The sequence below is a fragment of the Achromobacter sp. UBA5777 genome (genome assembly GCF_002418565.1).
Lineage (GTDB): Bacteria > Pseudomonadota > Gammaproteobacteria > Burkholderiales > Burkholderiaceae_B > Achromobacter > Achromobacter animicus.
The window spans coordinates 108,736-123,133 of sequence record NZ_DIEJ01000135.1; the positions used below are offsets into that span (position 1 = coordinate 108,736).

16 protein-coding genes are annotated in these 14,398 nt (G+C 65.3%); 5 read left to right on the top strand and 11 right to left on the bottom strand.

Annotated features, from left to right (window positions below; genetic code table 11):
* Positions 1 to 22: 22 nt before the first annotated feature.
* Positions 23 to 1,027: a Bug family tripartite tricarboxylate transporter substrate binding protein gene (locus tag B3446_RS10445; RefSeq protein ID WP_291380703.1), complete on the bottom strand. Its 1,005-nt coding sequence runs from the start codon at positions 1,025 to 1,027 to the stop codon at positions 23 to 25.
* A 167-nt stretch (positions 1,028 to 1,194) separates the two neighbouring features.
* On the opposite strand from B3446_RS10445, the gene B3446_RS10450 reads away from it, so the two are divergent.
* Positions 1,195 to 2,127 (top strand): LysR family transcriptional regulator, encoded by a 933-nt coding sequence (locus B3446_RS10450; protein ID WP_191578639.1) that lies wholly within the window; start codon positions 1,195 to 1,197, stop codon positions 2,125 to 2,127.
* A gap of 49 nt (positions 2,128 to 2,176) precedes the next feature.
* Here B3446_RS10450 and B3446_RS10455 read toward each other — a convergent pair whose 3' ends face one another.
* Both B3446_RS10455 and B3446_RS10460 read right to left on the bottom strand, forming a co-directional pair.
* Positions 2,177 to 2,398 carry a hypothetical protein gene (locus B3446_RS10455; protein ID WP_191578640.1) on the bottom strand — a complete coding sequence of 74 codons (222 nt, stop codon included), beginning with the start codon at positions 2,396 to 2,398 and terminating at the stop codon, positions 2,177 to 2,179.
* 52 nt (positions 2,399 to 2,450) lie between these two features.
* Positions 2,451 to 3,575 carry an FUSC family protein gene (locus tag B3446_RS10460; RefSeq protein WP_291380706.1) on the bottom strand — a complete coding sequence of 375 codons (1,125 nt, stop codon included), beginning with the start codon at positions 3,573 to 3,575 and terminating at the stop codon, positions 2,451 to 2,453.
* A 219-nt stretch (positions 3,576 to 3,794) separates the two neighbouring features.
* On the opposite strand from B3446_RS10460, the gene B3446_RS10465 reads away from it, so the two are divergent.
* Both B3446_RS10465 and B3446_RS10470 read left to right on the top strand, forming a co-directional pair.
* Positions 3,795 to 4,811 (top strand): amino acid ABC transporter substrate-binding protein, encoded by a 1,017-nt coding sequence (locus tag B3446_RS10465; protein WP_191578642.1) that lies wholly within the window; start codon positions 3,795 to 3,797, stop codon positions 4,809 to 4,811.
* Between the two features lie 165 nt (positions 4,812 to 4,976).
* A complete protein-coding gene (locus B3446_RS10470) occupies positions 4,977 to 5,969 on the top strand; it encodes a Bug family tripartite tricarboxylate transporter substrate binding protein (RefSeq protein WP_291380709.1) in 993 nt (330 codons plus the stop codon).
* 82 nt (positions 5,970 to 6,051) lie between these two features.
* On the opposite strand, the gene B3446_RS10475 is transcribed toward B3446_RS10470, so the two are convergent.
* The 8 genes from B3446_RS10475 to B3446_RS10510 form a co-directional block, all read right to left on the bottom strand.
* Positions 6,052 to 7,029 (bottom strand): 2-hydroxyacid dehydrogenase, encoded by a 978-nt coding sequence (locus tag B3446_RS10475; protein WP_291380710.1) that lies wholly within the window; start codon positions 7,027 to 7,029, stop codon positions 6,052 to 6,054.
* A 17-nt stretch (positions 7,030 to 7,046) separates the two neighbouring features.
* Positions 7,047 to 7,256, bottom strand: coding sequence for a hypothetical protein (locus B3446_RS10480; RefSeq protein WP_056324762.1), 210 nt, complete (start codon positions 7,254 to 7,256; stop codon positions 7,047 to 7,049).
* Positions 7,257 to 7,301: 45 nt separating this feature from the next.
* Complete coding sequence (locus B3446_RS10485; protein ID WP_056324760.1) at positions 7,302 to 7,628, bottom strand: 2Fe-2S iron-sulfur cluster-binding protein; 327 nt, start codon at positions 7,626 to 7,628, stop codon at positions 7,302 to 7,304.
* 19 nt (positions 7,629 to 7,647) lie between these two features.
* Entirely contained in the window at positions 7,648 to 8,841 is a 1,194-nt protein-coding gene (locus B3446_RS10490; protein WP_291380716.1) for an FAD-dependent oxidoreductase, read from the bottom strand.
* Positions 8,842 to 8,846: 5 nt separating this feature from the next.
* Positions 8,847 to 9,839, bottom strand: a complete 993-nt coding sequence (locus tag B3446_RS10495; protein ID WP_291380718.1) for a Bug family tripartite tricarboxylate transporter substrate binding protein — start codon at positions 9,837 to 9,839, stop codon at positions 8,847 to 8,849.
* A gap of 105 nt (positions 9,840 to 9,944) precedes the next feature.
* A complete protein-coding gene (locus B3446_RS10500; RefSeq protein ID WP_291380720.1) occupies positions 9,945 to 10,514 on the bottom strand; it encodes a 3-phenylpropionate/cinnamic acid dioxygenase subunit beta in 570 nt (189 codons plus the stop codon).
* Positions 10,511 to 11,869, bottom strand: a complete 1,359-nt coding sequence (locus B3446_RS10505; protein WP_175137953.1) for an aromatic ring-hydroxylating oxygenase subunit alpha — start codon at positions 11,867 to 11,869, stop codon at positions 10,511 to 10,513. Before B3446_RS10505 ends, B3446_RS10500 begins: the two co-directional genes overlap by 4 nt.
* A 36-nt stretch (positions 11,870 to 11,905) precedes the next feature.
* A complete protein-coding gene (locus B3446_RS10510) occupies positions 11,906 to 12,643 on the bottom strand; it encodes a FadR/GntR family transcriptional regulator (protein WP_291380723.1) in 738 nt (245 codons plus the stop codon).
* A gap of 290 nt (positions 12,644 to 12,933) precedes the next feature.
* Here B3446_RS10510 and B3446_RS10515 point away from each other — a divergent pair, with 290 nt between their 5' ends.
* Both B3446_RS10515 and B3446_RS10520 read left to right on the top strand, forming a co-directional pair.
* Positions 12,934 to 13,215: a peptidylprolyl isomerase gene (locus B3446_RS10515; protein ID WP_006385706.1), complete on the top strand. Its 282-nt coding sequence runs from the start codon at positions 12,934 to 12,936 to the stop codon at positions 13,213 to 13,215.
* Between the two features lie 233 nt (positions 13,216 to 13,448).
* Entirely contained in the window at positions 13,449 to 14,381 is a 933-nt protein-coding gene (locus B3446_RS10520) for a 3-keto-5-aminohexanoate cleavage protein (protein ID WP_291380751.1), read from the top strand.
* Positions 14,382 to 14,398: the final 17 nt, after the last annotated feature.

The window sequence follows — 14,398 nt, forward strand, 5'->3', positions numbered from 1 at the left end:
GGGACCCACGGGCCCGTCTGCCTTATTCCAATACCAGTCCGATCCGGCGGATCACGTCGCCCCACCGTGCGCTGTCGCGCTGCACGATGGCCGAGAACTCCTTCGGCCCGGCGCCGCTGACCTCGTTGCCTTGCGACAGGATGGTCTGGGTGATTTCCGGGGTTTCCAGCGCCGCGCGAAACACCTGGGCCACGCGCTCGGCCAGGGCGGGCGGCATGTCGCCCGGACCGAAGATGCCTTGCCAGCCCACGATGTTCAGGCCCTCGATCCCCTGCTCTTCCAGCGTCGGCAGTTCGGGCAGCACGCTCAGGCGCCGGTCCGTCGCCGGCCCCAGCAGCTTGACCTTGCCCGCGCGGGCGTTCTCGACCGCCGTGGCGGTGCCGTCGAAGTAGACCTGCACGTCACCCGCCAAGAGCGCACGGCTGGCGTCGGCGGTGCCCTTGTAAGGCACGTGGACGATGTCGGTGCCCGTCTTCATCTTGAGAATCTCGCCATTCAGGTGCGAGGTCGATCCGGCGCTGTACGAGGCGTAGTTCAGTTTTCCGGGGTTCGCTTTGGCGTAGGCAATCAGCTCGGCGGTTGTGGAGAACGGCGCGTTGTTGTTGGCGACCAGCACGGTGGCCGACCTGACCGCCTGCAGGACCGGTGTGAAGTCCTTGACCGGGTCGTACGGCAGCTTTTTGTAGAGATGCGGATTCTGCGTGTGCGTGACCACGATGGTGTACAGCAGCGTATAGCCGTCCGGCTTGGCGCGCGCCACGTCCTGCGCTCCGATCATCGTGCCCGCACCCGGCTTGTTGTCGATGATGACTGAAGCGCCGGTCTGCTGCGACACCTTGGCCGCCAGCATGCGCGCCAGCGAATCCGACCCTGACCCCGCCGGAAACGGCACGACCATGCGTATCGGCTTGCCCGAAGCAGGCCAGGCGTCGGGTTGCGGCGACGGCGCCGCGACGGCCGCCGTACAGGCCAGCATGCTCAGCGCGGCGGCCCAGCCCGCCAGATGGAATATCGGCTTGCGGTTCATGTTGTCTCCTCCTGCGAGGTTGGCGTGTCGCGGGGCCGCGCATCGCTCTGTATGGTGTTTTCCCGGGTGCTTGCAACATTTGCTGCCGGCCCGTGGTCAAGCTGTTTTAGTCTTGCAGCTGACCCGAATCAATTGCATATTTGGCGCAATTCCGATGAGAAAAATACATGGGCCTGACGATACGTTCGCTCCAGCACTTTTCCGTCCTTGCCGAAGAGCGGCACTTCTCGCGGGCGGCCCAGCGGCTGCATCTGACGCAGTCGGCGCTGACGCGCAGCATCCAGTCCCTTGAAGAGACGTTGGGCCTGGTGCTGGTGGATCGCGCGTCGATCGGCGTGACGCCAACGCAGGCGGGAAAAATGGTGCTCGATCGTTCGCGCCGCATCCTGGGCGATGTTCTCGCCCTTCGGCGCGAGGCCGAATTGATGAGGGGCCACGACACGGGACGCGTCAGCTTCGGGGTCGGGGCCTTTCCGGCGGCGGGGTTTCTGTCGCCGCTGCTGGTCCGCCTGGCACGCGATCATCCGGGTTTGAGCGTGCATGTGGAAATCGAAAGCTGGCAGCGTCTGCTGGACAAGCTGTTGCAGGACAAGCTGGACTTTGCCGTGGCCGTGACGCACAGCCTGCCGCCGCCGGCGGACTTCATCGTGCGTGCGCTGCCACCGCAGCACGGCGGTCTTTTCGTGCGGGCCGGGCATCCGCTGCAATCGGTACGAAAACCAAAGTTACGTGCCGCCCTGGCGCAATATCGGCTGGCTGCCACCGACCTGCCGCAACGCGCGCGAGAGTATCTGGCAAAGCTATATCAAGTGGCCGGCGTGGATGAACTGCCGATTGCCTTCGAGTGCGATAGCGTCAGCGCGCTGCGCGACGTGGCCGTGGGGAGCGATGTGGTGCTGTTCTGCACGCGCGAGGCCATCGTCGCCGAGCTGGCGCAAGGGACGCTCGTGCCCTTGCCGCTGCCGTATCCGGCGTCCGGCCCCCTGACCTACAGCGTTATCCACCGCGCCCGCCGCAGCTTGTCGCCAACCGCGGAACGGATCATCACATTGGTGCAGGCGTATCTGGCGGGCGAAGGGGCTGACGGGGCGGCGGACTGACCCCTGCGCGACGGCGCGGATGTCATTCACCCGCGCCGCACCAGGCGATTCACACACCCGCCCCCGGATCCTGCTCGCGCCGCTCGGCGTCTTCCTGCGCGGCTACGTCCTCAAGCTTGACCTGACTGGTGCTGCCGTGCGTGGCGGCGCACTGCGCTGGATTTTGGCTGGTTTTGACGCATTCCGCGAATGCGAGCGCCGCGTCCACGGTCGCGAAGTGATACGACTGGCCGTCGGCGAACGCGACCTTACCTTCGACAGAACAATCCATGAGTGCCTCCAGGGTTTCGGAAAGCCCATGCTGCCGCGTTGACGCGGCGGCGTCAATTCACCCGGCGGGGCAGCACCGCCCGCATCCATCGCGACAGCACGGGACGGATGCGCTGGTTGTGCAGCAGCACCGCGCCCAGCACGCCGATGAGGGCGCCGAGCACCGTGTCCACAAAGCGCGCCTCAATGACGTCGATGGGATAGCCCTGCCCCAGATGCGGCGCCTCGGCCAGGAAGATGGTCAAGGGCGTGATCAGCACCACCGCACTGGCGTAGTGCCGCACCACCAGCGTCTCGATGCCGAAGGACAGCGCCATCATCACCAGGCTCAGCGTCCAGACGTTGAGCGGCAGGCTGAGCAGCGCCCACGCCACGCACAGGCCGACCGCCGTGCCCAGGATGCGGTGCATCTGCCGGCTCCACGCCGCGCGAAGGCTGGCGCCCTGGATGATCGCCAGGCAGCTCACCGGCACCCAATAGGGCCGTTGAAGCTGCAGCAGTTCGGCCACCAGCAAAGAGATACCGACGAAAAGGCCGATGATCACCGAGTCGTAGACCACGAAATCGAAGGTCGGCTTGGGCAGATCCATGGGCGCGGGCGGCGGCGCGACGCGCGTCATGTGCAGCGAATACGCAAAAGCCACCAGGCACGCAACCAGGCAGCCCAGCGCCACCATGCCCACGCGCAGCGGCACGTCGTGGACGGTGCCTGGCGTGTACGCGGCAATCGCCGTGGCCATGATGAAGAACAGGCTGCCCGGCGGTCCCAGGCGATAGCAACGGCACACCATGTTCACCACCATGGCTATCACCGTCAGCGCCGCGATGGTGGCGGTCGGCCAGAACTGCGTCAACGCGCCCAGCGCGTAGCAGGCCACCATGCCGAACGACGCGGCCAGCAGCATCATCATGCGGATCTGCAGCGAGGCGTTGGGCAGGCTCAGGAACACCATGCCGCCCAGGCTGGACATCAGCCCGTAGTCCATGCGGCCGAAGTACGCGCCCACCATCAGCGGCAGGCCCGACGACAGCGCCGCGGCCAGCGGCATTTCCCAGGGACGGTCGCTGGCGTTCACCCGGGTCAGCTCGGTCCACGTGCCGTGCAGCTGGTCCTTGACGAAGGCGAACGGGCGCCTCGGGCGGTCGTCCGGCGCAGCGGAATCGTCGTGTTGTTTCATAGGCGGGCGTGGTTGCGGTCTGGCGTATTCGGCCCGCCGACGGCCGCGGGCAATCGCGGCGCGATGGGCCGCGCATGCCCGATTCTATTCCGCATCAAATTCCGCCACTCGGATTTAAGGGGAATTCCCCGATTCTCCCTCCCGGACCCACTGGTACTATGCGCCGCACTTCAGCCTTCGGCTGAGCGATAAACATGCGCAACGCTGCGCGGAGACACCATGAAAGCACTCAAACTGGCTGCGGCAGGAACCGCCTTGTTCATCTCGTCCTGGACCGCCCATGCCGGCGCGACCTTCGACGCGGTCAAGAGCAAGGGCTTTGTCCATTGCGGCGTATCCACGGGCGTCGCGGGCTTTTCCGTGAACGACAGCAAGGGCGGCTGGATCGGCCTGGACGTGGACCTGTGCCGCGCGCTGGCCATCGCCCTGTTCGGCGACGCGTCCAAGGCCAAGATCCAGGCGATCAGCGCCGTGCAGCGCTTCACTGCCCTGCAATCCGGCGAAGTCGACGTGCTGACCCGCAACACCACCCTGACGCTGACGCGCGACACGACGCTGGGCCTGATCGGCGTGGGCGTCAACTACTACGACAGCCAGGGCATCATGGTGAACAAGTCCCTGGGCGTGAAAAGCGCCAAGGAACTGGAAGGCGCCACCGTGTGCGTGCAGCCGGGCACCACCACCGAACTGAACCTGGCCGACTGGTTCCGCTCGCAGAACGTCAACTTCAAGCCGGTCGTCGTCGAGCGCCTGGACGAGATCATCCGCGCCTTCGCCGTCGGCCGTTGCGATGCGTTCACCGGCGACAAGTCGCAGCTCGCCGCGGCGCGCAGCAACCTGGAAAACCCGGAAAAGTACGACATCCTGCCGGAGAACTTTTCGAAGGAACCGCTCGGCCCCATGGTCCGCCAGGGTGACGAGCAGTGGTTCAACCTGGTCCGCTGGACCATGAACGCCATGCTGGAAGCCGAGGAATACGGCGTCACGTCCAAGAACGTGGACGAGATGCTGAAAAGCACCAACCCGAACATCCAGCGCCTGCTGGGCGTGACGCCGGGCATGGGCAAGAACCTGGGCGTGGACGACAAGTGGGCCTACAACATCATCAAGACCGTCGGCAATTACGGCGAAAGCTTCGAGAAGAACCTGGGCCCCAACAGCCCGCTGAAACTGGAACGCGGGCTTAACGCCTCGTACCGCAACGGCGGCCTGATGTACGGCTGGCCGGTGCGCTAAAAAACGGGCCGCAAGGCCCGCAACGACTCCCCTAGGGTTAGCCGCAATTTGCGTGCGCTTGTGTGCCCCGTACCGTACGAGAAATATGTTTATCGTACAAAGTCCGGATCACATTTTTGGAGCAGCACGTGAAGCAGTAGGTCTATAACCCAAGGGGAAGTCGTCATGAAACGTCGCAGTGCGTTGAAGCTGATGGGGGCCGCCGCCGGCCTGCACCTGACCGGCGCAAGCTGGGCACAGAACGGGGCGTATCCGTCCCGCGTCATCAAGATCATCGTCTCATCCACCCCAGGCAGCGCCACCGATCTTGCGGGACGGCTGGTCGGCGACCTGCTCTATGCCAAGTACGGCCAGAGCGTGGTCATCGAAAACCGCGCCGGCGCCGGTGGCGTCATCGGCATGCAGGCCGCCGCCGCCTCCAAGCCTGACGGCTACACCCTGACCACCGGGGGCCTGGGCCACAACGTGCTGCCCCCCGCCACCCTGCGCGGGCTGCCCATCGACATCCCCACCGCACTGCTTCCCATCGCCCAGGTGGCCGAGTTCGTCAACGCGCTCGTCGTGCGCGTGGACCATCCCGCCAATACGGTGCCGGAGCTGATCGACTACCTGCGCGCCACGAAGCGCAAGCCGCTTTACGGCAGCAACGGCGTCGGCAGTTCGTCACAGATGACGGCCGAACTCTTTGCCATGCGCACGGGCCTGAAGTTCGATCACGTGCCGTACAAGGGCGCCAGCGAGGCGCTGGTGGGTACGGCCAACGGCGATCTGGACCTCTGTTTCATGAATCTGCCGCCCACGCTGCCGATGGTGGACGGCAAGCGTCTGAAGGCGCTGGCGGTGACCAGCGCCTACCGCGCGCGGCAGTTGCCCAACGTGCCGACGATGCAGGAACAGGGCATGAAGGATTTCGACGTGACGAGCTGGTTGGGCATGTATGCGCCCGCACAGGTCGACCCGGCAATCATCGCGCAGTTGTCGAACACCATCGTCACCGGGCTGGCCGCGCCGGAATACCAGAACCGCATCATCAACGCCGGTTTTGAACCCAAGTTGCGCGACGCCGCGCAGTTCCAGGCGTTCTCCAAGGCGGAGTTCAAGCGCTGGAGCGAGGTCGCGCAGCAGGCGGGAATCGTGGTGGATTACGGCGGGAAATAGGAAAAGGCGGGACCGGCCGCATGCGCGGGTCCCGCCTCGTCAGCCCCATCCTGGCGGGGCCGCGTCTATCGGCGCAGTGCCGTCAGGCGCGCGCCTGCCAGACCTCGGCGTTGACCATGGCCTGCGGCTTCTGGCCGCCCAGCGCATCCATCAGATTGGCCACCGCCAGATCGATCATCGCGCGACGCGTTTCGTGCGTGGCGCTGCCCACGTGGGCCTGCAGCACCACGTTCGGCAAGGCGCACAACGGGCTGTCTGCCGGCAGCGGTTCCTGCTCCATCACGTCCAGCCCCGCGCCCGCAATGGTGCCGGCGCGCAGCGCTTCGACCAGTGCGGCTTCGTCGATAACGGGTCCGCGCGCGGTGTTGATGAGGTACGCCGTGGGCTTCATCAGTTCAAGCTCCCGCTTGCCGATGGAATGGCGCGTCTCGGCGGACAGCGGAATGTGTACGCTCAACACGTCAGACGTCTTGAAAAGTTCATCGCGATCCACATAGGTGGCCAGGCCTTCGGCCTGCGGATCCTCGCGGCGGTTGTGATAGATCACCTTCATGTCGAAGGCCTGCGCCGCGCGCGCCACGACACGGCCGATGCGGCCCATGCCCAAGAGGCCCAGCGTCTTGCCGCGGATGTCGCGCGTCAGCGGAAAGGCGCCCTTGGTCCACGCGCCGCTGCGCACGAAGGCATCGCCCGCCACCAGGTTGCGCGACAGGCACAGCATCAGGCCGATGGTCACATCAGCCACCGCGCCATCCAGCACACCCGGCGTATTGCAGATCAGCACCTTGCGCCGCGTCGCTGCCGCCAGGTCGACGTTATCGAACCCCACGGCGAAGTTCGAGCTGACCTTCAGCGCGGGCAACGCATCCAGCAACGCCTGATCGACCTTGGTGCGCACGGTGCACACCATGCCTTCGATCTGCGCGCGCTCGTCTGCACCCAGCACCTCGGCCGGATTCTGTCCGGTGGGCACTTCAACGATTTCGCATTGCTCGGCGAGGCGTTCGCGCAGGTCCGGCGGCACGGGCGCGGAGACGATGACTTTGGGCTTTTGATTCATGGGGGGCTCCAGTGGGGTCAGGGTTCGATTGCTTCGACGTCGGTGGCAAACACCTGTTGCTCTCCGGCGTCGACCAGCGCGGGCTCGGCAGGATGGTCCAGGTAACGGACGATCAGCCAGAAGCCGTCTTGCGGGTTCTCGACGATCTCGGCCAACGCGCCGCCCGCCATGCGCACGCGCACGCCGGGTTGCAGATCGACGAGGTTGATGGATTTGTTGTCGGCCATGCCGTGGCTCCTTGAAGGTCGCTCCTTGGGGTTCCGCCGCCGCGGCTACAGTTCAAGCTGCGATGACGGCACGCGCACGCGGATGCCGTCCAGCTCGGGCGTCATGATGACCTGACAGGACAGTCGGCTGGTCGGGCAGCGCTCGGGCACGACTTCCAGCAGCGCTTCCTCGGCCATGCCGGGCGGCTCCAGCCGCGCGTGCCAATCCGCGTCCACCTGCACGTGGCAGGTGCCGCAGATGGCGCCGCCACCGCATTCGGCGACGATGCCTTCCAGGCCATCGCGCCGCGCGGCTTCCATCAGCGACCAGTCATCGGGCACGTCCAGCACCTGTTCGGCGCCATCTGGCAATTCAAATATCGCTACGGGCATGTTGTCTCCAGGGGTTCGTTTACACAGCGGCCGCAACCGCTTCGGGCGCGCCGATGCGCGGCACGCCCTTGATGAATTCCACGGGGCTGTCGACCGCTTCGATCGCGGCCAGTCGGCCATGCTGGTATCGCTCGACCAGCCAGCCTTTGGCGGTGGGCAGCAGGACGTCACGGCAAGGCGCGGCCGGATCAATCAGGCCGGCCATCTGCAGGCGGCGGCCCTGCTGTTCGGACCAGAAGGTGGGCGGACGCGCCGCTGGCGGGGCCTTGCCGGCAATGGTCGCCGCCGCCGTGCGCGCCTGCGCCAGCGCGTTCTGCACGCTTTCGATGCGGGCATAACGCTGCAACTCTCCGCGAAAGGCGCTGGCGCAATCGCCAATGGCGTAGACGTCGGGCGCCGAGGTCCGGCAGCATTCATCCACGACCACGCCGTCCAGGCAGATCAGGCCCGCGGCTTCGGCAAGCGCCGTCTCGGCAACCGCGCCGATGGACACCAGCACGAGTTCAGCGTCGATGGACTCTCCGCTGGCCAGATGGGCGCGCCAACCCGTCGCCGTGCGTTCCCAGCGCCGCACCGCCGCGCCGTGGCGGATTTCGATGCCGGCCTCGCGGTGCAGGTCGCCGATGCGCGTGGCAGTGGATTCGGACACCTTGCCCGCCATCACGTTGCCGCCCTGTTCCAGCACCAATACCTCGGCGCCCAGCTTGCGCGCTGAACACGCAGCCTCCAGTCCCAGATAGCCCGCGCCCACGACGAGCAGGCGGACGCCAGGCCGCAGCGCCTCGCGCAGCCGATGCGCGTCGTCCAGGCCGCGCACCGCAAACACCTGCTCGCCTGCCACCTCGGCAATGCCACGCGCGCTGGCGCCGGTGGCAAGCACGCAGTGTTCATAGGCCACTACGCGGCCCGACGCCGTGCGCAACATGTGCGCCGCCGTGTCGATGGCGGCCACCGGATCGCCTGCCGCCACGATCACTCGCGACTTCTCGTACGCGCTGCCCGCGCGCAACGCGATGCGCTCGGCGCTGGTCGAGCCGGTCAGCAGGGCTTTGGAAAGCGGCGGCCGTTCGTAAGGCGCATGCGTTTCCGCGCCGAAGAGCGCGATATCGCCTTCAACGCCCGCGGCGCGCAACGCCCACGCGCATTCGACGCCCGCATGCCCCGCGCCGATGATCGCCGTGTGGACACGGTGCGGGGCAGATGAGGTTTCCATGATGATCACGCTCCGAATTTCAGGGAAATGCTGGCTTTTGTCGCCACCTGCTTCCAGCGCGTCAGCTCGGCCCGGTTCAGCTCAGCAAAAGCATCCGCCCCTCTCGGCTTGGGCTCAAAGCCGGCGGCGGTCAAGGTTTCCACCGACTGGGGTTGCGCCATACCTTCCTGCAAGGCGGCGCTGATCTTCTGCACGATATCGGGCGGCATCCCGGCGGGGCCGTACACGCCCAGCCAGCTCGTCACGTCGAAGTCCGCCACGCCCTGCTCGGCCATCGTCGGCACGTCGGGCAGCTGCTTGCTGCGATAGCTGCTGGTCACCGCAATCGGGCGAATCGATCCCTTGCGGATCAGGCCCATCACCGGCGGCAGGTTGCTGAAGCTGAAGTCCAGGTTGCCGTTCACCACGTCCACCAGCATCTCGCCGCTGCCCTTGTACGGCACGTGCAGCAGGTTGGTGCCCGTGTGCTGCGCGAAAAACGCAGTGGTCAGATGCACCGACGAGCCGATGCCGTTGGACCCATAGTTCAGGCCGTCCTTGCTGCGCTTGCGCGCCGTGGCGATCAGGTCGTCGACGCTGCGGATCGGCGAGTCCGCCCGCACGATCAGCACGTTGATGAATTCGGCCATCTGCGCAATCGGCGTGAAGGCGCGCGCCGTGTCCAGCGGCAGGCCGGTCACCGTGGCCATCGGCAACACCATGCCGCCCAGGCCGTTGAGCAGCAGCGTGTAGCCGTCCGCCGGTGCGGACGCCACCTGCTGGCTGCCGATCATGCCGTTCGCGCCCGGCCGGTTTTCCACCACCACCGGTTGGCCGAACGTGCGGGTGAGGATCTCGCCGGCCAGGCGACCGGCCACGTCCGTGACGCCGCCCGGCGGATACGGCACGATCAGGCGGATCGGCTTGCTGGGATACGCCGCGTCGGCGCCCCATGAAATTCCCGTCGCCGTCATCGCGGCCGCGCCGGCAATGGCCTTCAGTACAGTACGTCTTTGCATGCTGCAACTCCAGGTATGGGCGAGCGCGTCCTGTCGGCGGTCAGGCCCCGAGTGGAAGGAAAACCATCGAATGCCGGCAGACGGGCCGGCTCCGGCAATGGCGCGCTAGAAGAAGATCGTCAGCGCCTTCGATAAGAGAACGTTCTGGTCCAGGTGGATCTCGCGCGACAGAATCGTGAAGCGCCCGTCGCGCCTGCGCAGCACGTCCTCGCGCTTGCCCACGAACAGATTCACTTCGGATTGCAGGCGGTTCTGATAGATCAAAAAGCGCGACCGCACGCGCACCAGGTCGCCTCCGTTTTCGTCTGGGGTCACGTCCAGCACGCGGATGTTGGTCACCAGATGGGACACGCGTGAGGCCGGCTCTTCGGCCCAGTGAATGCCCGTCTTGATCTGCGCGACGCGCTGGCGCAGTGTGTCGATGCCTTCGTCGAACCACGCGGCATCCTGTTTACCGGAGTATTCCTGCGCCATCGCGTCGCGGCGAACGTTGCGCGTGAGCGGCATGCGATAGGTGATGGCCTCGTCCAACAGGCTGAGCCACTTGTCGAACTCGCGGTGGTCCAGCAGATCGGCCTCGTAGTGCAGGAAGCGGTGCGCTTCCCACCACAGCAGCATGTCGTCCACGCTGTCGTCCTGCTCCACGGGCGGCGCGTTCTCGATGGGTGCGTTCATGCCGCCTCCTCAAGGCGCACCGCGCCTGCCATGAGTTGATCCCAGGACAGGCCGTTCATGAACTGCGCCCAACGCCGGTAGTAGATTCGGGCGTTCTCCTCGGTGTATTCGCCGTTGACCGCACAGCCGGGAATCTCGGGCACGTCCTGCCGGTGGCCCACGCCCATCTGGTAGTTGAAGAAGAGCTCGCGCGACATCGCGCCCATGCTGGCCTCGGTGGCGCCCGTCCAGTTCTCCATGTCGTCCGATTCCGTCATGCCGCCCGGGCCGGAGTAGCGCAGGAAATAATGGCGAGCCGCCTCCTTGACCGCCTCCGGCGCATCCTTGTCCACCAGGTACATGCGCCACATTTCCATCTCGGTCGAGCTGATCGGATGAAATACTGCCAGCGTGCGCGGCTGGCGGCCGTGGAACGACATGTTCGGGAAGATGGTGCCCACGCTGGTCTGCACCCGCATCGCCGAACCCAGCGTGCGTTCGCGCTGCTCGTGGATCTCGCGGTAGTAGGCTTCCACCTCCGGATAGCGGCCGTACTGCGGCGCGTAGGGGCCTTCTTCGTAGAACGGCAAACGGCCCAGCAAACCGTGGCCCAGTTCCGGAAAACAGATCGCCGACCGCGTTGCCGACGCATCGCGTCGACCTTTTCCGCCGCCCGGTCCGATGCCCACGATGTCCACCGAGCGGTGGCTGATGTCGTGGTACAGATCGCCAATGAAGTTTTCAGGCGCGAACTTCCAATTGCATTTCACGCGCCACTTCTGCACGCCGCCGATCACCTCCGAGCCGCCCGGGCTGCCGTTGCGGTGATCCAGCGCCGCATCCAGGTACAGGCGCATGTTGCCGATGTAGTCCAGGAACGGCGGCGCGTTCGGATCCCACGTTGCCCAGATGGCGCCCTTGTAGTTCACCACCTGCGCCACGGTCTTCAGACCCCACTGCTTCTTGTCGAGCTCGCCCTTGTAGTGCGTCGCGTGCCCCGGCACGCCGACCAGCTCGCCGGGCCGTTCCACCAGCTTGCCGTCGGTGGAAAAGCTCCAGCCATGGTACGGACAGGTGAAGGTCCGGTTGTTGCCGTGGTCGTAGCGGCACAGCTTCATGCCGCGATGCGCACAGCTGTTGAGCATGACCTGGATCTGCCCCTGCCGGTCGCGCGTCAGGATCACGGACTCCGTGCCCATGCGCGACACGAAGTAATCGTCCGGCTTGGGCACCAGGCTTTCGTGCCCCACAAATAGCCACGCGCGCGAGAAGATCTGCTTCAGCTCCTGCTGAAAGATCTCTTCGTCCACGAAGATGGACCGGCTGACCAGTCCTTCCTCGGCGCGCACCAACTCATCGATCGTCTTCTGACCCATCACCACTTCCCCTTGGAGGATGCCCTTATTGGGCGCCTACGGCTTCTCGGCCGTGGCCGCCGCTGTACGCAGACGTGCTTCCGTGTTGTCGACGTGCGTGCGCGCGTACTGCCGCGCCAGTTCCACGTCGCCCTTCTCGATGGCGGCAAACAGCGCTTCATGCTCCTTCTGCGCCTGCGCCCCGCGGCCCGCGATCTTGGCCGACCGCGAGCGCGACACGCGCAGGTTCTTCTTGAGCAGGACCGCCAGGAAATCGAAGAAATTCAGATAGTGTTCATTGCGCGTGGCCCGAGCCACACAGCGGTGGAATTCCATGTCGGCATCCACGCCGACTGCCACGTCGCCGGACGCGATCGCATCGGCCATCTTGCGCAGCGCCAGCCGCATCGCGGCCAGATCGTCCTCGTCCCGCCGAGCCGCCGCCAGAGGGGCTGCTTCGATCTCGAAGCCGCGGCGCAATTCCACGATGCGCAGCACCTGATCCGCATCGCCAATGTCCGCCGCCTGCATCCGCAACACAGACGGCCGCGCCGTCTGCATGACGGTCAGCCCTCGGCCTTGCTTGCTTTGTACGATGCCATCGCCCTTCAGGCGGGAAACCGCTTCGCGCAGCACGGTGCGCGACACGCCAAGCCGGGTGGCGATGGTCTGCTCTGGGGGCAGGACCTCGCCGACTTGGTAATCGCCACTGGTAATCTCGTCCAGCAGCATCTCGGTGACGCGGTCCGTCAGATTGGGCTCTGACGAGAACGGCGGGACCGGCTCTCTTTTCAACAGTACTCGGGAAGCTGAATCAGGCATAGGAAGTCTCGTCCGAAAACGTGCATCTCATTGCCAGCCCGCGTTGCCTCGGCTGTGGACGCGTCCCGGGCGGGGCGCGTTGAAAATACGATAATCGTATAAGGATATGGGCAGGTATTAGGGGAAGTGCGGATGCTGGTCACATGCGCACACCAAGCCTGATCCGGGGCCGGATCAATCCCCGTTTATCATTGCCAACGTAGCGAGTTCACGCGAATGCGTTACTCTCCCCTCCCCCAAATCAGTCTGCAAGGAGTTCCCTCATGGCACAAGCCTCCGCCCGTCACATCCTCGTTTCCACCGAAGCGAAGGCCAACGAACTCAAGACCGCCATCGAAAACGGCGCTGACTTCGCCCAGCTCGCCAAGGAAAACTCGAGCTGCCCGTCGAGCCGCGACGGTGGCAACCTGGGCACCTTCGGCCCGGGCCAGATGGTCAAGGAATTCGACACCGTCGTGTTCAGCGCCCCGGTCGGCGAAGTGCAAGGCCCGGTGAAGACCCAGTTCGGCTACCACCTGGTTGAAGTGACCAGCCGCAAGGACTAAGTCCTCGCAGCCAATTGGCTCAGAAAGCCGCCGCCAGGAGCGATCCTGGCGGCGGCTTTTTTTCGCCTGGCGCCGCGCCACCCCACGCTGCACCGCAACACCGGATTCCCTATCAATTGATAATTTCTGTTCAGGTGACAGGACCCAAAGGCCTGCGACAGAATGGCCCACACCCGGAGGAGACAGCCGGGGCCACAAGAATCCACAGCGCGATCACACCGCGCCAGAGGCCCATGAAAAAGTCCAGGAAGGTCATCATCACCTGCGCCATCACCGGTTCGGTCCATACGCCGTCGATGTCGCCCTATCTGCCCGTTACGCCCGATCAGATCGCGCAGTCCGCGCTGGATGCCGCCGAGGCGGGTGCGGCCATCGTGCATCTGCACGCGCGTCAGCCGGACACCGGCCATCCTACGCAGGATCCGGCGCTGTACGCGCAGTTTCTGCCGCGCATCAAGGAGGCGTCGGATGTGGTGGTCAACATCACGACGGGCGGTTCGCCGGTGTTGCCCATTGCCGAGCGCATGGCGCCGGCCCTGCAGTTCAAGCCCGAAGTCGCGTCGCTGAACATGGGGTCGATGAACTTCGGGATGTATGAATTGCTGGAGCGCTTCAAGGAGTTCAAACACGCGTGGGAACGTCCTTATCTGGAGGGCAGCAACGACCTGATCTTTCGCAACACGTTCAAGGACATCGAGCACATCCTCACGTCTTGCAGTGACAACGGCACGCGCTTTGAGATCGAGTGCTACGACATCGGCCACCTGTACACCGCCGCGCATTTCGTGGACCGCAAGCTGCTCAAGCCGCCATTCCTGATCCAGTCGGTATTCGGCATCCGCGGCGGCATCGGCACGCACCCCGAGGACGTGATGATGATGAAGCGCACGGCGGACCGATTGTTCGGCGAGGACTACATCTGGTCAGTGCTGGCCGCCGGGCGCAAGCAGACGCCGCTGGCAACGATGGCGGCCACGATGGGCGGGAACGTGCGCTTGGGCCTGGAAGACTCGTTGTGGGACGGCCCCGGCGAATTGGCACAGTCCAACGCAGACCAGGTGCGCCGCATCCGGCGCATTCTGAAAGACCTGTCCTTGCAGGTTGCCACACCCGACGATGCACGCGAGACGCTGCAATTGAAAGGACGCGGCAACGTCGCGTTCTGAAGACACACATCCATCCA